This is a genomic window from Paenibacillus sp. FSL H8-0548, from assembly GCF_038630985.1.
Lineage (GTDB): Bacteria > Bacillota > Bacilli > Paenibacillales > Paenibacillaceae > Pristimantibacillus.
In genome coordinates, this window is the sequence record NZ_CP152049.1 from 6,860,941 (window position 1) to 6,881,940 (window position 21,000).

9 protein-coding genes are annotated in these 21,000 nt (G+C 43.0%); all 9 read right to left on the reverse strand.

The genetic code is table 11. From position 1 onward, the window contains the following. Positions 1 to 70: 70 nt before the first annotated feature. Entirely contained in the window at positions 71 to 2,779 is a 2,709-nt protein-coding gene (locus MHI37_RS28950; protein WP_076336324.1) for a stalk domain-containing protein, read from the reverse strand. Between the two features lie 168 nt (positions 2,780 to 2,947). Beyond that, on the reverse strand, positions 2,948 to 7,333 hold the full coding sequence (locus tag MHI37_RS28955; RefSeq protein ID WP_076336325.1) for an Ig-like domain-containing protein: 4,386 nt from the start codon (positions 7,331 to 7,333) through the stop codon (positions 2,948 to 2,950). Between the two features lie 288 nt (positions 7,334 to 7,621). Then, entirely contained in the window at positions 7,622 to 8,836 is a 1,215-nt protein-coding gene (gene metK, locus MHI37_RS28960) for a methionine adenosyltransferase (protein ID WP_076336326.1), read from the reverse strand. 159 nt (positions 8,837 to 8,995) lie between these two features. Then, the gene (locus tag MHI37_RS28965; protein WP_076336327.1) at positions 8,996 to 9,274 is read right to left on the reverse strand and encodes an alpha/beta-type small acid-soluble spore protein; all 279 of its coding nucleotides are present in this window, start codon (positions 9,272 to 9,274) and stop codon (positions 8,996 to 8,998) included. 113 nt (positions 9,275 to 9,387) lie between these two features. Further along, the gene (locus MHI37_RS28970; protein ID WP_076336328.1) at positions 9,388 to 9,876 is read right to left on the reverse strand and encodes a hypothetical protein; all 489 of its coding nucleotides are present in this window, start codon (positions 9,874 to 9,876) and stop codon (positions 9,388 to 9,390) included. 77 nt (positions 9,877 to 9,953) lie between these two features. Next, positions 9,954 to 12,038, reverse strand: coding sequence for a hypothetical protein (locus tag MHI37_RS28975; protein WP_076336329.1), 2,085 nt, complete (start codon positions 12,036 to 12,038; stop codon positions 9,954 to 9,956). 205 nt (positions 12,039 to 12,243) lie between these two features. Next, the gene (locus MHI37_RS28980; protein WP_083676187.1) at positions 12,244 to 14,883 is read right to left on the reverse strand and encodes an S-layer homology domain-containing protein; all 2,640 of its coding nucleotides are present in this window, start codon (positions 14,881 to 14,883) and stop codon (positions 12,244 to 12,246) included. Positions 14,884 to 15,380: 497 nt separating this feature from the next. After that, positions 15,381 to 19,565 (reverse strand): S-layer homology domain-containing protein, encoded by a 4,185-nt coding sequence (locus MHI37_RS28985; protein WP_076336331.1) that lies wholly within the window; start codon positions 19,563 to 19,565, stop codon positions 15,381 to 15,383. A 290-nt stretch (positions 19,566 to 19,855) separates the two neighbouring features. Then, the gene (locus tag MHI37_RS28990; RefSeq protein WP_076336332.1) at positions 19,856 to 20,998 is read right to left on the reverse strand and encodes an MraY family glycosyltransferase; all 1,143 of its coding nucleotides are present in this window, start codon (positions 20,996 to 20,998) and stop codon (positions 19,856 to 19,858) included. Between the last annotated feature and the right edge of the window lie 2 nt (positions 20,999 to 21,000).

Sequence of the window (21,000 nt, forward strand, 5' to 3'; positions counted from 1 at the left end):
ATCGGCAACCTTTCTTTTTAAAGGTCAATCTACTATATCATACCACAGATTGGATATCTTTCGTCAGGGGTTAATCTATGGTAATCTTTTTGGTCTTCCCATCATAACCAACCTTTAGCCCCAGCTTCTCTGAAAACAACCGAACAGGGATCAATGTCCGGTCGTTGCGAATAATCGGCGCAAGCTCGGAGGTTTGCAGCACTCCGTTCAAAATGAGATCCTTTTTGCCAATGGTCATCTCCATCAGCTTATTGCCGCGCAAAACCGTTACTTGACTCGTACTGCCGTTAAATAGCAGCTTAGAGCCCATCGCATCCGATACGAAACGAACCGGTACATACGTAGTTCCGTTCAGTACTAGCGGTGCAGAATCCAGCTTCAACGCTTTCCCGTTTACCGATGCGGAAGGATTCCCTACTGTCATTACAATCTTTGCGGGTTGGGCTACCGCAACGGAAGGCGGATACTGCAGTTTCATATTATCTAGTCCAATAGAGCCTGCAGCGATACGCTCATCCTGTCCTTCAGCAATGGTAACGACATAGACGCGCTTTAGCTTCACTGGGAATTTCATTCCTGCGGAAGACAGGTTTACTTTCACGTTTTTCCAGCCGCTCCAATCCAATTGCTTCGCAAGATCCAGCAAATGGGCCTTTCCGTCTGCATCTATAAACTCTGCACGCACCCAGTTTAAGCTATTATCGCTGTATAGATCGACTGTCATAGAGGTTGGTGAGCCTTCAATCGCACGCCCCGACGTGTTAAACACCGCATAAGATGCTTTTGTTCCCGAACCATTCGTGAAATTATAGTCCAGCTTCAAAGCTTTCGCAGTAGTCTGGCCTGGAAGATCAGCAACAAGCGACACGCCCCCAGTCGTCTCTGCCGGTGTCACCTGATTCGTAATGGCGTACGTCGACTTCTCGAAATCCTCAAAGGTAGCGACCGCTTCGCCTGTCGTGAACGGAATCATCGATGGATAACCATCATAGCGAGCAATAGCATAACCTGTGGTCGCACCCTCATTGATTGATTTTACAGTCAAGCTGTCTCCCGCCACGGTTGCCGTAAAACCTACGAATTCCCATTTCACAGAATCACCGCTGAGCTTGTAAGTATTGCCGTTCTTAAGCTTCATAGTCAGTGGAACAGAGATGGCCGCTCCTTTAGCGAGCGTGCCTGCTGTCGTATCTATAGTTAGTGAAGCAATTTGATCCGCTCCAACAACCTCGATGTCATGCGACGTCGTAATGGTGCCTGACTTGACGCTGAGTGTCGTCTTCCCAGCCTTAGTAGCCGTAAAGTCGCTGCCCTTGAAGGTCCCAACCGCCTTCGATGAGCTCCATACCGCCCCAGTATTATCTACTTCATACGGATTATAATAAGTATCATAGCCTGTCAATGAATAAGAAGACTTCTGACCGATAAGCATCGTCTTCGAACCGCTTACCGAGATTCCTTTAAGCGCTCCCTTTGGAGCACTTGTGAATACCCCTATTCCATTTGCCACACTGCGTTGTGTAGTGCCATATTGCGTCGAATGGGCTAGCTGCAGCGCTTGACTGCCAAGCGGCCGCTCAATCATCGTTGTCGAGCCGCCTCCATCGAGGTTGACTCCTTTATATATGCCTAGCTGAACCATAATTAGTTGAAGCTCCTTCAGGCTGACGCCCGTATTGCTTCCGTAACGCTCGCTCGTAATCAGATATACTTTTGAGCTGTCCTTTGAATAGCCAATACCTGTGCGAGAAGTATAGGAGGAGCCGCTTACACCCGTTACATCCCTGGAAAATGATACTGCTGCTCCAGCATTAACCAGAAGCGTGTGGCCGCCGGCCATCATTTCGAAGGAGGAAGGGTCTACCTTTGCTCCGGTCGTTTGGGAGATAAGCGCATAGTCAGCTGTCATAGGCTGTCCAATTTGCAAATGCTCCTTCACATAGGCTGCCGCAAGCCCATGTGCCCTTAGGATATATCCGTCCGTCGGTGCTTGTCCTGCAAAGGCCCTGTCGATTGAGATATCCTCTATCACTCCATTGCGAACCAATACCTCCGTAGGTGTCGTTCCGGAATTTTTCGGACGCTCCGCCCCGCCCCAAGCGCTTGTATAGATATACATCATATTCACATGACTGAAAGAAGCCCCGGTCGTCTCGGGAACATAAGCCGATTGATTCAGCCCTTCTAATGGGAAAGTAGAACCATCCGCTGCTCTTACAAGACCCTCAAAGCTATAGTTGTCGATCATGGGCTTGCGATCCTTCGACACCGAAAATGCATACATTCCTGTAAGCTTGGATGGGCTCGACATGAACATCCCATTCGAAACCTGCGCGCCCATCGGTGCGCCTTCATTGCCCATGACGAATATATCTGCATTAATGGCAGCTACCGCGCCATTTTCCTTTGTCATATTTAGAATAGAATTTACTTGGCCAATGCTATTATTTTTTCCACTCATCGCATTTAGTGATACGTAGGGGTTTGTCAAATCAATTTCTATGACATGCACATCGGTTTGCACCTTAGAGCTGCCGCGAGTCGTATGAAAAACGTAGTCGAGCCGTTTAGCCCCTGCTGTAATAAACGATTGCTGTGACAGCTTTAGCGCAGAATCACTAGCAGCCGCCTCCGTGGATTCTATAACTGACGTTTTCCAGTTGCCGGGCAGGATCGAAGCAAGCGGTTGTGTGAGTAATGCTCCACCTAACATTACAATGATGACCCGTTTCCCTAAGCTTTCCGACTGCCTACCGATGTTTTTTTGAACCTTACCCATTAGTTTAGCAACTCTCCCATCTATTAATCTATTAGGTTTAGACTACAAGAATAGCAGAAAAGTTCCGTCCGATAGAATAGTGCTATCATTATCTATCATTTGATAGATAATATCTATGACAAAAGGCTCAATCCGCTTGCTTAGCGAATTGAGCCTCAAGTTAACTCGTTATGGCGTTAAAAACTTTACTTTCTGCAGTAATCGCAGCAGCATAACTGTTCCTTCCGCGCGAGTAGCGTTCGTCAGCGGACTTAATGTTGTTGTTGTTTTCCCGCTGATAACACCGATATATACTGATTTCGCCATGTCTGATTGTGCCCATGCTCCAACCTTGGCACGATCCGTATATTTTTGCAGGTAAGAGGAGGCTGAATTAGGAAGCTCAACCGTAAGTCCTGCCACTTTAGCGGCTCTAATCATCATAACAGCCATTTCTTGGCGTGTGATCGGATTATTAGGCCTAAAGGTACCGTCCGTATTGCCAGCTACAATTCCAGCTGCTGAGGCAGCACCAATATAGGCACCCATCGCTGTGTTCACATTAACGTCCTTGTACTTGGCTGCCGCAGTCTTGTCACTGGTTAGGCCTAAGCCTTTTGCAATATAGGTGGCAAACTCGCCTCGGGTAATAGAAGCATTAGGTTCAAACTTTGTCGCTGAACGCCCCTCGACGATAAATTTTCTGGACATCGGATAGATGGAGCTTGCTGCCCAATGATTGCCCAAATCTGTGAAAGTAGACGAATTGGACACTAGCGCGTAAGCGCTGTTTCCCTTACGCTTAAACGTTACGTTTGTTTTCCCTGCGCTTGTCGAAATTTCTGTTGGAACATAAGAGAGCACTCCTGTTGTCGGATCAAACCATACGACAGCCGTTTTGCTGCTATCTACATTTTGATAGGTCTGAATCGTTCGAGAAACATAGCTATTGAAACTATTAATATCTTTCTGCACAGAGCCGCTTACAACCGCGACATTGAAGTGATAGGGACCTGCAAGCAGATTTGTGTTAGAGCTGTTAATTTTCGAGCTAATCGTTCCTGTCAACGAAGACAGACCTTGATCAATACGGATAAGCAATTGACCAGATGCACTGTTCCCGTTAAGCAGCGTATTTATATTTGTGAAATCTGCTGCATTCAGCTGAAGCTCATAGGTGATATCACCGTATTGTACAGCAAAGACCGAGCTTGCATTTAAGCGATAGGCAGTATCCAGAGTGCTGATAGGCACGGAGACGATTGCTGCTGGCTCAGCAGCTGGCACTTGGAAAGCTACGCGTGGAACAGCTAGTCCCGCTGAACGGGCCGTCTGGAATGCCGTCAGCACCTTCTCACTCGTCACACTGTATCGTTTTGCTTGAACGCCAGCAGGCGATACATCAGTAGCAGTCGTTGCAGCTGACGCTTTGAGACCGACTCCTCCACCTGCCGATGCTTCATAATCACCGGTTAATCCATCGATTAATGTCGTTTGATTTGCTGCGCTTAAATTCGTGAAGCTATTGATCGCTACCCCGCCATTTGTCCGTAAGCCAGACGAGCTCGAATAATAGGTTACCGTAACGATCTCTCCTACAGCAAGCGGTGAGGATAATGTTAAGATTACCGAGGAGCCGCCCAGCTCCACTTTTGATATTGTTTTTGTATAGTTGCCTGCATTTACAGAAAATTGAACGGTAGACGGAACATAGCTGCTATTCAGCGACTCTGCAAAGGTCAGGGTGATCGTTGATCCCTTGGCAATAATGCCATAAATCGTTCCGTTTTGCCCGATGCCGCTTCCACCGCCTGTGGTTGCGTTATTAAAGGACGGAGCTGCATTGCCCGCCAAATCCATAAGCAGCGTCATAGATGCTAAATAGGATACCGTAACGATTTGGCCAGCCGTAACAGCCGATGATAACGTCAATAAAACAGAATCTCCAGAAATCCGCACTTGAATGACCGAGCGTACACTATTATCAACTAAAACATTATATTGACCCACATATGGAACACTTTGTATATTTAGACTCTTATTATATTTAAGTGTAACGATGTTGCTGCTCACACTAACGGATTGCAGCGTTGGCGTCGCTGTATCCGGCACGCTGCTCACACTGTAATTACTGACCGCAGCCAAATAGTTCCCTGCCGCGTCCCTAATTGGATATGAGCCAGGTGCATAAGTCACATAAAGATTCTGATAGCTTTGAATAGTGCCATTAATGGTCAGCAAAACATTGCTTCCTGTGCTTGAAATCGAAGTCGTACTGTATGCAACACCGCCAGCTACTACTGAAAACTGTAGATAAGCATAGCTGTTCACCGGCATTAAATCCTTACTAAAAGATAAAGTAATCGCACTGCCTGATGCATTTCCACCAATAATCGTTGGCGCGGTTGTATCTTTAGCGCCTATGACATCCTGATTGGCAAAGCTTAATGCTTGATTGCCTGATGTATCTTGAATCAGCCCTGTTGCTGCCTTCGAATAGGACAGCTTGACCAGCTGTCCAGCTACGATGGGACTCGCCAGCGTCAAAATAACAGCTTCTCCTTTAATTTGAACACTGGTTACCCCACGAGGGGCACCATTGACGGTTACGTAGAAGCTGCCCTCTGAAGGAACTGCATAGATGTTCAAGCTTTCATTATACGACATCGTAATCGTTGAGCCGCTCCATTCCAGCTTGCTAATGATTGGAGCAACCGTATCTGAGCCAAACGTTCGGAATGTCCATTGATATTCATTTAATATACCGGCAAACGTATTCCCAGCCAGATCGGTAACCGCACTGGCATCAATCGTTACATAATATTCCGTGTTGGCAATAAGCGCCTCATTAGGTTTAATGACTAATAATTGATTGTTATTCCCGTGCACATGAAAGCTAGCTGCAATCGGCTGTAAATTGCTGTTATTTCCAATAGGGTAGAATATAATGGCGCCCGTATCGCCTTTTCTTATCGCTTCACTGAACAAGGCAGTAAATTCCTGGCCAAGCCCTACTGACACAGCGTTATTAAGCGGGTTTAATATCGACAGCGTTGGCCTCACTGTATCCTGTGCTACTGTAAAAGACCAATCTGTAGTCGAAGAAATTCCACCATAGTAATTGCCTGCTGCATCGCGAATTGCTCGATTGCCTATCGTAACATAATATTTTGTATTATTGACGAATGACTTAGCAGGCTCTCCGCCAACTAATTTATTTGGATCAATCGTTAATTCATAAGTTCCCCCGCCCGTCACTCGCTCCGAGGTAATCGGTATGCTGCGGAATAATGAGCCATTTGCTGATTCTCTAATCTCAATGGCTCCGCTGCTTGGAAATACAGGCTCATTAAAACTAATTTTCAACAATGCGTTTAGACTTGTTATGGTTCCTCCGGATGCAGGAGATACAGCTGTCGCACTTGGAGGAATCTTCTCATTGCCTGGATCCGTGCTGAAATTCCATATGGATGCTCCACCGATACCATGATACCACTCACTGCCATTTGGATCATGCTGCGTGAAGGCTCCTGCATCTATCAACACATAATAACCAGTATTTGCTTCAAAATTGGTGATTGGCGTAATTTTTACCTCATTATTGGTTACAACCACTCTCGATGAAAGAGCAGGAATACGATCAAACGTAGTATTATTGCTAATGCGGCGTATTTCGATATATTTGTCTGGGCGAGCCTTAACGTCCTTATCGAAGGCAATCCCAAGAGTGGCGCTAACTGGAACAGACGTCGCATTATCCGCAGGTATAAACGCTCCCGTCACATTTACTGGCGCTGTCGCTGTAGTAAAGCTCCAAGCTGTGCCGCTATATAGATTCCCAGCTGCATCTTGGAAGGCAGTGCCTGGAATCGTCACAGTGTACAACGTGTTTGGCTGGAGAGCTGCCGACGGCTGAATAACGATCTCGTTCGTTCCGCTGCCCCTTACAGCATTAGACGTAACGGTAATATCTCTAATATCCTCCGTTGATCTCAACTGAATACTGCCGCTTGCAACATAAACAGTCTCATCAAAGGTCAAAATAATTGGCGTCGTTACTGGAATAGCTCCCGTAGTTGGAATTTGTTTCGTAAGTAAAGGCCTCTTCACATCAATTTCTGCCACGGTCCTAAAATTCCAGCTGCTTGCGCTATTGATACCCACATATCCCGCGCCGTTAGATGCATTTACAAATGCGCCTGCATCCACTAATACATAATAATTCGTATTCAACGCAAAATTATATGTAGGGTCTATGGTCACAATCCGCTGCGTCGCATCGATCCAAACTCGATTTGATGTTACTGGTATGGTTTCTATCAGACTGCTTGTCCCGTATTCATAAATAGAAATCGATGTTGAACTAGAGCCTTTGTTAATATTCTCATCAAAGGTCATTTTCAAATCAGCCGTTATGAGCACGTTAGTTAAATCATCAGCTGGACTCAGGCTTAATACGACCGGCCCTGTAGCTGCTGCTGCTGCTTGCTGCGGGTTTGAGGCCCAGCCAGCCAGACTTATTTGAAGCAACAGCATGACTGCAATAAATGTTGACAGCTTGCTAGTTCGATTCATTTCCATTCACTCCTCAAAAAATTACACTCGTACTTTATTTGTCGGTTAGTTGACATGAAATATTTAGGTTAAACTCCTTATTTGTGTTGTTCGGCAAACAAGGTGAAACGGCTATCGCCGTCCTTTGGCGGCACCAGCGCGTTTCATTCCGGAGAAATATAGAGAAAGTATGGTGAAATGATCTACTTTCCTATATTTAAAAAAAGCTGTCAACAGAGTAGTTTTGCTACTTGTTGACAGCTTTTTTTAATGTGATATAGAAATCATCTTGAAAGACTAATCTAGAATTTATACTCCGCTTTGAACGCCAGCGTCTGCTTTAAGCTTCTCTGCTTTGTCCACACGTTCCCAAGGAAGATCAACATCTGTACGGCCAAAATGACCATATGCAGCTGTCTGTCTGTAGATTGGACGACGCAGATCAAGCATTTTGATAATGCCTGCAGGACGAAGATCAAAGTTGCTTGTGATCAGATCAACGAGCTTATCCTCACCGATTTTGCCCGTACCATAAGTGTCCACATTGATGGATACTGGTTGAGCAACACCGATAGCATATGCCAATTGAATTTCACATTTGTCTGCAAGTCCTGCAGCTACGATGTTCTTAGCTACATAACGAGCAGCATATGCTGCCGAACGGTCAACTTTTGTCGGATCCTTGCCGGAGAATGCGCCGCCGCCATGACGAGCATAGCCGCCATACGTATCAACGATAATTTTACGGCCAGTCAAGCCTGCATCACCTTGAGGTCCGCCAATAACAAAACGGCCAGTAGGGTTGATGAAGTATTTCGTATCTGCATCAAGCCATTCCACAGGAACGACTGGCTTGATAACATGCTCAAGAATATCTTGTTGAATTTGCTCTAAGGTAATTTCTTCTGCATGCTGCGTGGAAACAACAATCGTGTCTACGCGTACTGGCTTGCCATCTGCGTACTCAATCGTAACTTGCGTTTTACCATCTGGACGAAGGTAATCAAGTGTCTCGTTCTTACGAACTTCAGACAAACGACGGGCAATACGATGTGAAAGAGCAATAGGAAGCGGCATAAGCTCAGGCGTTTCGTTTGTTGCAAAACCAAACATAAGTCCTTGATCGCCTGCACCGATATCTTCATTTTCCAATTTCATATCTTTGCCATCACGAGTTTCCAGTGCTGCGTTAACGCCTTGGGCGATATCAGCTGACTGCTCATTAAGCGATGTCAAAACAGCACATGTGCTGGAGTCAAAGCCATATTTGGCACGTGTGTAACCAATTTCCTTAATCGTGCGGCGCGCAATAGCTGAAATATCAACATAATCCGCTTTGCTGCTAATTTCTCCAATTACCAAAACAAGACCAGTAGCTACAGAAACCTCACAAGCGACACGTGCAAATGGATCTGCTTCTAGAAATGCATCTAAGACAGCATCGGATATTTGATCACAGATCTTATCCGGATGGCCTTCAGTTACTGATTCCGATGTGAACAAGTGGCGTCCTTTAACCGACATCCGTATCAACCTCCTACAACCTGAATATGAAATAAGTGCGGATACCCTACACAAAAAATGAACCTTTTCCCGTAGGAAAAGGTTGTTTGACAACTCTTCTAAAACAGTATGATACCGAAAATGTCGCTTAGTGTCAATGGACGCCAGCATTTTTAGTAATTAATGGTAGCCGCCAAGCACAGATTCGGCTTGAGCAATTAATCTTCTAGTAATTTCACCGCCTACAGAGCCGGCTTGACGTGTGGATAAAGACGACCATTGAACCGTTTGTCCGCCTCCAGCCCCGGAGCTCGCTCCCAGCTCACCGGCAAACTCTGTATCAGCAGCATTACCGGCATAGACACTTGACGTAAGGCCAAATTCTGCTGCAATTTCATACTTCATTTGATTTAATGCAGCTTTGCATGTAGGCACTACCACTTTATTCGAACGACTCATAAAATGACACCTCCACTGAATGTTGGAACACAATGATATTGTGTGCCGCAGCATTCTTTTTGAAGCGTATAATCTATTGTCAGTTCGGGTAAATTGTAGGCTATAGCTCCAAATTATTGCAACGTATAGCTCCCTTTAACCAACACGGTCAGACCATTCTTTTGATTAGGATCTGGCAATATGCCTCGCCCTTCTCGCGGAAATAAAAGTAAATGGTTAGTAGGGATCGATTTTCCTTTAGTCAAATCCGTTCCACCTGTAAGATCTGCAATCCCACTTGCATCAGAACTGTAGGCTATAGCTTTGCCTACTCTTACAATAACCTCAGTGCCTTGTCCAGCCATTAGCGTCTTTCCTGCTGGTACGATTACGACCTCTAGCGTCGAGTCTGCGACAGGTGCCGTTCCGCCTCCTACAGCGCCACCGCTTAATTTGGCAAGCTGCTCATCTACATAGCTTTTAGTAACGACTGGGTCTTGAACAGAGCCCGGCGTCAGCGCGTTTGATTCGGCCTCTAGAGGCGAAGCAAAGTTCACGCCGACCCACACCCCAGCCCCTATCAACACAACTGCTGCGATCCCACGTAGTACCTTTTGTTTCACTCGGAAGTCTCCTCTCAATCTAGCATCTCCTATTAAGATACTAGATTTAAGTAGGAGAAACCAGTTTTTTAATATTATTAGTGCGATCCATCAAGCCAGTTCGTAACAGGTGAGAATGTAATCGGCATAGAAGCTAATTTCTTACGGTTTCCATTAAAGGATTCATAAATATTCAGCTGGTACTCATTCCAAAATAAGGTTTCTCCCATTTCTTTGTTCAAATCACTGTAATTGGCTCCAGCTTTCCATTTCAAGCTATTTTCAGCTTTGCCTTCAAGATCAATCACCTGAGAAATAAGAACTTGGTTTGTTGCTTCATGTTCAATTTCGAATGAAAATTGTGATTGCGTATATCCATCAAAATTTATATCTTTTTGAACATCAGCGCCTGCTTTTATATCCATACGTGTACCATTCAACCAAACATTAAAATAGTTCATGTTGATGGTATATGGTCCAACCTTCAGACCTCTGAAGTTAGTATCAGCCATTTTCTCTTCAGGAAGGACAAACTGTGCCGCGCGTAAATAACCTCTTGCAGCTTCAGCACCTTGAAGCAAGCCTTTGTCGTCAAAAGCTTCTCCCATTAGGAGCTGAATACCAGAACGTTCAACATTTTGTGGAAGCTCTGTCCAAACGATAAGCTGGTCTTTGCTTTCTGATTTCACTGCATTCGTAGCTTTTGTAAACTTAGCCTCATAGAGATTACCATCGCTTGTTTTAAAATATCCAGCTAATAGCGGTAATGAACCAATTCTTTTTTGCTTATTTGTCATCTCGATGTATACAGCGTACATATCTGTTTTTTCGCCACTATATGTTTTCACATCAGTTACAAGTGCGTTATAAGGAGCACCATTATTTTGCTGAACAAATACTGCGCCTAACTCCACTTTCTTAACAGGTACGATCGTTGAACGAGTAAGTTCGCCAATTTCCGTCACTGTTTCTCCAGCCTTCTGAGAAAGACTTATTTTGAATTTTTTCCAAGTATAGTTATAAGGGATAGATCCCACATAACTAATCGTTGTTGAGGCACCTGGAGCTAATCCAATGTCGCCTACTTTCTTAATTGCTTTGACTTCCAGCTTAATATTGTCATCAACAATGAGCAATCCTGTTAAATCAGGTAAAGGCAGATATACTGAACCATTATTCCTTACGATTAAATCTGCAATTACATTATCATCATTATTCCAAGGCAGTCTTTGTACTGCACTCAACTCTACTTCATAAGTACCATCGTCATTAGTAAAGGTTGTTTTAGTCGATGTGGATGTCGTAGTTGTCACTTTAAAAGGGATATCAAAAATAACAACCGGCAGTTCAACTTTGTTCGTTTCTGCACCGACATTATTCGTTACAATTAGCTTCCAACCACTTGTTGCAACTGATAAAGGAATCGATCCCGTTAGTTGTACTGCGTTAAGTACAGATGGTTCTAAGGTTAACGTTTCATCCGATTTATTTCTTAAAGATAACTTATATAATCCATTAGCTGTTTGGGCATAATAATTATATTGAGGTAATGCAACACCAAACTTCCCAGTATTTCGTGCAACATAAGTCAAATTGAAGTTATAGTTTTTAGCAGACTTGGTTACGTTAATTTGATCAATACGAATATTTACTAAAGAGTTATTTGCCAATACACCCTTAAAACCACCTGATTTAACAAAATTTGAATATCCTTTTGGGAAAGTAAACTGTCCAATCGTTTTCTCATAACCAGACACACTAAAATCAAATTTAATAAGATTTACTACAAGCTGATCCAACGTAACTTTCGAACCAACTTCACTGTAATAAGTTAAGGTAGTCGTCGTTTTAGGAAGAACTTTTTTCTTTTTATCTGCATCCAGCAAAGACAAAGTATATTTTGTTCCACCTGCGGTTTTTAATCGAACCCAATAATCAACTAAATTAATAGCGCTACTGTCACCATTATAGATGGAAAAAGTAAAACTAGCTGTAGCACCGCTTGCGCTTGGAATTAAATTCGCATCCGTTAATTGTATGTAGGATGCCTTGGTAATACTTACCTTCTTAAAAACAGTGGCTGCGGCTGCGACAGTCTTCGGTACAGGAACAGTGCTTACTAGTAAAGCTAATGTAAGGAAGAACGTTAATAGGATAGGTATTCTTCTAAAACCCATTTGCATTTTTATTTCACTCCGTATCTTTTGGTATACCTATCTAGACGCAAACAGCGAACAATAAGTTTCGCAAATATATATTTTTATATATCAACTCCCTATATCGTTAGTTTTAATTATTCATATGTATAATATATCTTTTTATTATGAACTGCGTATGAACAAAAAAAAGGCCGAGAGTTAGACTCTCAGCCTTTCTTCTTACAGATGACTACGATTTAAGCTTGATTACAATAACAGCTGCTTCTTGGTAAGCACCAAGATTTGTACCGCTGTTAGCGATTTTCACATCTGCAACAGTACCGTTAGCAGTGTTGATAGTAGCACCAGTTAGGTTTTTAACATCTACATAGTTACCAGTGTAAAGTGTACCGTCTTTTGCAATTACATAGACGTTCGTTTTACCTGATACAATGTATTTGTCATTACCAACAGTAAACGTGTTACCAGCTACGCTAGAAGTTTCTGTAATAGCTGAAGGAACTACTACTGCTTGTTCTGCATCAGAATAGTAAGTTTTGTTGATGAACGAGTTGTCATACAAAGTATTAGTCAAGTCAGTATCAGTCAATGTGATAATGTCATTTTCCACGGCTTTAGTAGCAGTAGCTACCAAAGTTTCGTATGCAGAACCAGTCGTATCAAAAGTTTTCACTTCACCAGCAACGTTCAACTTAACTGCATAAGTCGAAGATGTTGTAGTAAGTTGGTTTTTGATAGCTTCTACGAACAAACCATGTACATTATCTTTTTTGTCAGATACGCCATCTGTGTCTGTAACCAACAAGATGAAGTTAGCGTTAACGCCGTCTTTTGCGTATACGTATACCAAATCGCCTTTAGTTACTTTAGCAATTGCTTCAGTAGTAAGAACGCGGTCAGCAGGTTTTGTTTCATCTAGCTTCGAAACGTTAACCACAACTGTATTAGTGCTCAACAGGTGTGTTACATTTCCAACTTTAATGTCAGATGCAGATACTGCATCAACTACCGATCCTGCTCCATCTACAGCAAGCTTAGTAGTAGCAGTAAGACCTACAAGTTTGCCATCTGAGTTAATGTCCAACTCTACAACTTTACCTTCATGTGCAGCGAAGTCATAACCAGCTGCAGGTGCAACAACATATTTATCTGTTTGAACACTTACAGATTTATTATCTTTGATGTTGTAGTAAGTTACTTCTTGTTTATTAACTAGTTTGCTACCATCCAAAGCCCATACATCGTTATCAACGTTTGTAATAATCGCGAATGGTGTGTTAACAGCAGCTTCAGGAGCTTTAGCTTTAACAATTGCACCGTCTTTGTTAAGTACAAGCGTGAATTCTTTACCGATGTTTGCAGCGATAAGTGTATCAATGTTTCCAGCTTTTACATCACCAGAAGCATCATATACTTTACCGGAAATTGTATATTTTGCAGTTCCGTTACTTGTACCGATTGATTCAAGTTTACCATTAGTTACAGAACGTACAGCTTCAACTTTCGAAGCTTTACCAGATGCTTGAATTACACGTACAGTGTCATCAGCTTTAAGATCAGCCAATGCAGCAACTTTGCCATCCAATGTTACAGAAGTAGCATCAGTTACAAATACGCTTTCGTCGCCGTTTTTACCGTTAGTGTTCAAACGAGCTTCACGGTAGTTGTTTTTCGCTTCAACAGAAGTTACTAGTGCATCTTTTTGTGACCATTGAGCCACTACAGCTGCACGAACTTTACCGTTATCAAGGAAAAGAGTTACTTCATCTTTGTCTGCAGCAGATCCTAGGCTAGCAACTGTTACGTTGTTAACAAAGTATACGCTGTTGCTTACAGTTGCATAAGCAGTTTTATCTTTAATTTTTACAGTACCAGCTGTTTGAACGCCATCAATTTTACCTGTTACGATGTCGCCAGTTGCTTGAGCGTCAGTGATTGCAAGAACTTGACCAGCTTTGTTTTTAACAACAGTTACGTTGTGTCCAACAAGGTCAACAAGCGATTTGCCACCAGTAACAATGAAGTTAGTAGCAGTTGCTACAGATTCATTTTTAACGATTTCAACGCCGTTTGTATCTTTACCATCAACCCAACGAAGTGTTACTTTACCATCAACTAGTGCTGCACCAAGAAGCTCAGCAGAAGAAGTATTTCCAAGTTTCGAAATCAATGTGCTGCTTGAAAGCACTTCGTTGCCATCTGCATTGTACGAAACCAATTTAGCGTTAAGTGTGTTGGAAGTTAGTTGCGCAACAACACCACGAACCGCTTGCCCGCCAACGTTGAGATTAACGCCATCGAACAAATTAATATCTTGTGCTTTCAATAGGACGTTATAAGGCCATACGCCTGACAACTTGTTCTCTTGGTAACCAAGGGAACGAACCAATACTGCAACTACTTCTTCAAACTTAACTGGGTCGCTTGGGCGGAAGTTGCCGTTGTAACCTTGGATGAAGCCTTTAGTAGCAGCTGCATTAATGTAACCAGTATACCAAACATTTGCTTTAACATCTTTGAATGTTGGTTTTACTGTTTGCATCAAGTTAGCAGCGCCTTCGTTACCTGAACCGATAACGATGATTTTTGCTAGCTCAGCGCGAGTAATTGTGTTGTCAGGTTTGAATGTACCGTCTTCATATCCTGTAATGATTCCAAGTGCTGTTAGTTCTTCAACCGCTGATTGTACTGGTTTACCCACTACATCAGACGGAGTTGCTGCGAATGCTGTAAGAGATGTTGGAAGTACTAGCGCTGCCGCTAATACAAATGCTGCTATTTTTTTCTTCATAACCTTTATTTCTCCTCCTCTAAATACGTTCGGTTGTTGAGAGTTTTGTTTAAATAGTGAATTGCTCTTTTCCCTCATAGCCGATTCACCCCCTTTCCAGAGTTGAGCATAGATTTGATATAAATGATGTCTACAATCATGATAAACCCATTTGTAAAATCATGTCGTAGAAACTTGTAAAAAAAATTAGAAAAATGCTAGAGTTACTGCACCACTTTAACATTATACAATGGGCAAGTCGTACCGTAAAGAGGAAGTTGAGAATTCATTCCAATTTCTTTCCAGTAGCAGCAGGTCCTATGCATCAAATCATGCGTTTGTTACAACGTCATGTATTTAAACGCAAGTGGGAGTGAAAAGTTGCGAAGTTTTTTAAAAAAAATAAAACTTTTTATGTAACTTGAACGCATACCTTTTCAACTCTTTAGTTAGTATAGCTTGTTTTCATAGGAACCGTCGATGCGAAACTTTTACCATGGATAATGTTTCACATGACGTGCAAATCCGCTTATTCCGCAATAAAAAACTGGCCAAGGATAATTCCTCGGCCAGTTTTTGGTTATATTGCATGAATATTATCCGATCTTAGGCAGCTTCTTCAAATCAGCTAATATACGAGCAACGATAATCGCCGCATCAGAGCGCAATAAGTTAGACCTAGGCTCGAATACATAGCCTGCCTTCACATTATTGGGATCAACAAGTGAACCAAGAATGTATTTTTTCTTCGCTATTGCAACTACTGAGCTTTTCGCATAGAACGAAGAGCTTCCTGCATCCTTGAATGTTTTCTCGAGTTCCTTATTAATTTTCGCAGAATCCGTCTCCAGCTTCAGATCAAGCGCTCTTGCAATGATAACTGCAGCCTCTTCGCGAGTAAGATTCGCACTTGGCTGGAATGTACGCGGACCAGTACCACGAATGATTCCTTCTCTCGCTGCTGTTTCTACATATCGATAATCCCATAGTGCATCTGGGTTAATAATTGCAGGTACGTCATCAAAGTGCGGCTTGCTCAGCTCATAGTTGAGCGGAATGTCTAATGCCTTAACCATCATTCTGGCGAACTCACCTCTTGAAACATAGATATTAGCGCCAAAATCATCAAAGCCTGCTGCATTCATGATTCCTTTGGAATAAATAGCTTCAAGATAGTTCCTCGCATAAGGATGAGAAGTCATGTCCGTAAAGGAGTAGACCATTTTGCCGACTACGTAATAACCAAATTTACTGAATGGTACTGTTATCGTATTTTTCTTCACATCGACCGTACCGCCGATGTTTTCCCAATACTTCGCTTTTACATCGTATCTGTAAACCGTAATAATTGTGCCCACGCTGTCTCTCATATTTGGATCAAAAGCAAGAGTCAACGTTCCCGTCTTCGATGTAATCAATTCCCGAGCATCAGGACGTTCATCGTAAGTCGGTATTTTCGTGCCGCCAGTTCCTGTTGCATTCGGGAATTGATAAGGATCAACTCCTCTAGTAAGCGGATCGTACGCTCCAGTAGCAGGATCATCAGCAAGCCCCGCATCAATCCAGTAAACTGGACTCGCTTTTGTAAAGCGCGTAGGGTATGACAATCTAAATCTAGTGCCAAAGCTTTCTAAAATGATATTAAAATTTGGCGGCTTCTCTTCGAGCTCACGACGGTCCACTACACCGTCTTCGGCATTAGCTATCGCAAACAACAGGTTATGGCCGGTAAATACTTGGTTCTTAAAGTCAACCGGAACGTTAAAGTCCGTACGGATAAGCGTTGTGCCCTTTTCAAATTTCAAATCGACTGAGCCATCGAAAACTTTATGGCTGCTCGCCATCGCTTCAAGATATTGCGCACCTGGGATGTTCGTAGGTGCATAAGTGATCTCAATACTGCTCTGTACTTTGTCATTGGCACTGGAAATAACAAAATCTATTTTGTTTTTACCAACTTTGAGCTTATCCACAAATACGCGGTACGTATTATTATACATTATCTCTGGTGATGCAAGATTATTATCAGAATCGTATTTAATTTTTTCTGCAACCTGCTTGTTTATCGTAATCGAATCTGCACCTGGTGCATCAATAATAACCTCTATATAGTTTTGGTTGACGATGCTTTGGCTTGGCAAAAATGGACGCAGCAGCGAATACGGCAACGACGTTGGGTCAACCTCTAGGCGGTAGGAGGCTTTGGGTCCCGTCTCACCATTATTGAACACCGTAAAGGTATAAACGCTGGAGCTGCCGTCTGGATTAAGTTTTTGTCCTGTCAGAATAAAAGAAAAGGTCTTAGTCACAATATCATAACGAACAGATAGATTGTCCACATCATTTTTAGTTAGATCAAATGGTAATCCTCTATTATTGATAGTGCCTAGGTAGGTTGTGCCTCTCATAATATTCAATTCATTGCTCAAATTCCAAGGAATTGGATTTGGCAAGGTACTGCTCTCCACTTTCAAAATATATTGAGTAGGTGGTGTCAGTCCAAAATTCGCTGTATCTTTCATTTGATCTATCTTGGTTTGAATGTTAGCGACAATAGCTGCGTCGGTCGCGCCTGCTGCATCAAAATCAATAAAATCAAATGTACCAAATACATTCATATTGGCTTCGTTTGTTGAATATATACCGCCGCGATTTACAAAGCTTGGATCATTAGGCAGCGGCTCGTCATATTTAGTGCTGTATGGATAGATCGTTGTACCTTCGGTCGGAATGACTGGCATATTGGTAGGAATGAGATACAGCTTGATCGTTTTCTCATAGGAGTTTTTGCTGCCTTGGAAAATAAACTTAATCTCGTTCTCTCCGCTGAACAATGCTTCGAAAGCTTTGGTTCTCTCTGCAAGCGTATTTAATATCATAAAGTTTGTAATTGGCCCTGCTGTCGTTTGTTTTTGTAGCCTAATTGGCGTGTTATTCACATAGAAAAACACCGTTTGAGCTTGACCCGACGTACTGTCAAAATCGTAATGAATTTCAGAGGTGTTGTTGATGTTATTGATGACACCCTTAAAATCACTCAGAGCCGTTGTAATCGCATCCGCAACTCGATCCGCCTTGACTTTATTCGTATCATCATAAACCGTCATATTGTCAAAGGCACTAGTGTAGCTTACATATGGCCCAAATAGCATGGTGAACTTCACCTGCTTGTTTGATCCGGTCGTCCCGCCCACGTTTAGCGTAATCGTTTGAGTGCCTTCAAACGGCAGCTTTTTGAAAATCAAAATTTCACGTTTGTATACTTTCCCATTCACATTAACAAATTGATTAGCTAACGTACTGGATACATTTTCTATATTAGTTTCTTCGTCGTATTCATAGCTTGATGGTGCAGAAGCATTAGTAACATTCTTAATATCCGTTACCTCAACTAATTCAGCCGTGCTGGCCAAATTCGGATTGCCAACGAGCACTTCCATTGCAAATGGCACGCTATAGAGATTCGCTCCCTCTAGCGTAGTTCCAGTCAACGCTTCACCGTTGCCACTCCGGTATCCGCTTAAATAATTGATCTTATCGATGAAACGTTTATCAGCATCCTGCAGCATAAAGCTCAAAAGTCCCGTCCCCTCTTGGGAAGGGGATTGGCCTGTCATTGCTTTCTTGGTGTTCTCCGCAGTCAGCCTGATGGTGTAGTTTTTATCAAAAACTAGATTATGAGCACCAACAGCGGCATTGAACTCATAGATAAAGAAAGCCTCTTGTCCAGTATAGGTCCCAACAGGAGTAGCGTTTTGTCCAGCTGGTTGAGCAAAATTATCACCGTTTCCATTTATCGTATACCTAATGTCAATGGGTAAAGTCGGAACGGGATGAGGATCTAAAATCCCATCCGCAGGAGGATTATCGACCAAATAGTTAGGTACAATAATTTTACCTGTTACGGTCGTTGCGCCCCTCTTACCGTCTGATACTAGCAAATTCGGGCTGTATTCCAGCGGCTCACTCGAATTAATCGTTGTTCCCGTACCCGTAATCCCGTTTAAATTCACATCATAAAAAGTAACTTCGCCATTATAGAAAGCAACCTCCCGTGTCGTCTCAACGGTTTGATTGGCATTTTTCACTTTAATCGTCACCAGGTTTTTACCCTTTTGCAGCGTAATCGGCGAGGCTGCAAACTGATAGCTATTGGAGCTGTTAACCGAATACGTCTTGCTGCTGCCGTTAACATCCACCGTTACCTGCTGCGCATTAGGAGCAAATCCTGTAATGCTAATATCTGCTGATTGACGGCCAGCAGATGCTGTGGAGTGAACGACCGTGGTGCCCGCCTCTTCAATAGTAAACTTGCTGCCGTCTAATTGTGCAACCAAGTCATAGAAAACAGGACCGTTATGGTACTCAATATAGATCGAGTTCGTTACTTCGCCGCCACCTTGGACGCCTCTGAATGTAATGCGGTTCAGACCGGGAAATAACTCGACATTATATACCTGAATATTGAATCCATTAATATAAATATTACTTGTAATATTCTCGCGCTTTGAACCAATTTGATCATCAGTTGGATCATCATTGCCTTTATTATTAATCACTTGAACAACGCTATAGGATACAGAAGAAGGGTCTACCCCCGTAATCGAGCCCGTCAACGTTAGACTAGGGTCCGATGTAACTCTTGCTTGTGTTGATACATCCGTCTCCGTTGGAAAGCTGAAGCTGCCTGTTGCGGCTGTAACGGATTGCAATGAACCGAACGGTGGAAGTAATGTAATCAACAATGCCAATGTAAGTGCTAATGAAAGTATTCTTTTCAAAACCGTATTCCTCCTTTATTTATATGACAAGCATAGGTATTGGTGTAGTAGATGGATCAACGTCAGTGCGGCCTATCTCCGAATAACTCTTCCTCCCTTTTCCTCTTTAGTCAGCCTTCGTGCATTTGAATCTAGACGCGCCGACCGCAGAAAAGTTCTGTACTTTTGTTATCGGCTTGTTGGAACCATTATTTTAGTTAAATGCGCAAATTTACATAAGGTGAAATGATCTACTTTCCTATATTTCAAAAAAAAGAGCCTTGGCTCCTATTAAGGACCAAGGCTTATTATTATTTCGAACGAGATTCTGCGTCGACCTTCAGTCGACCCCTCATCCGATGAAAGAAGTTTATGAGCGGCTTGCGCGTTTTGTCCACAATCCCGGTAACCTCAGCACCGATTTGCAAGAAGAACATCAGCATGCAAATAACACCGAAGGTAATCCAGTTTGCTGCGCTTGATTGTACAACTGCAGATTGTACGATAGCGAGTACACCGAAGATTGCTGCTACTCCCCAAATAATGAGAACGGTACGACGGTGACTAAAGCCAAGATCGCGCAGTCTGTGATGCAAATGCCCCTTGTCTGGCGCAAATATCGGCTTCTTATGGACCCAGCGGCGAACGATTGCGAAAAACGTATCGAAAAGCGGAACGCCGATAATAAGCAATGGGGTTACAAATGACACGAGTGTTACTTGCTTGAAGCCTAGCATCGATAGTGTTGCCAAGCTAAAGCCGAGAAACAACGAGCCGGAGTCACCCATAAATATTTTAGCTGGATGGAAGTTGAATACAAGAAATCCTGCAATGCCGCCAAGCAGCAGCGTACTAAGCAAAATAACTGGTTGGAACCCCATCAGCGATGCCATTACAGCAATGGTTGCGATAGCAATACCGGAAACACCGGCTGCCAGGCCGTCCAGACCGTCAATTAAGTTAATAGCATTTGTTACGCCAACAATCCATAGAATAGTAAGAGGGATGCTTATCCAGCCGGCAATCGGCTGCATCGTTTCACCAAAAGGAATGTTGAGCAAATCGATCTTCACGTTAAATCCGAATACAACAACGCATGCCGCAGCAATTTGACCGAGAAGCTTAATTTTAGCCGACAGCTCAAAGCGGTCATCAAACGCTCCTAAAATAATAATCATGGTTCCGCCCACGAGCAGCGCATTGATCATATTTGAATCTTGTGGACGCAGCAAACCGTCCGGTATAAATGGCGACAAAATAAAAAATGCGCCTACGAATGCAATGTAAATAGCTAAACCGCCAAGACGCGGCATAATCCGCGTATGTACCTTGCGGTGATTTGGTTTGTCTATGGCGCCAACCTTGAAAGCAAATTTCTTAACAAGCGGCGTCATCGCAAGGGCCAGAATAAGTGCGATAATAAATCCAATTGAATACAGCAAGCCAACCGGCATGT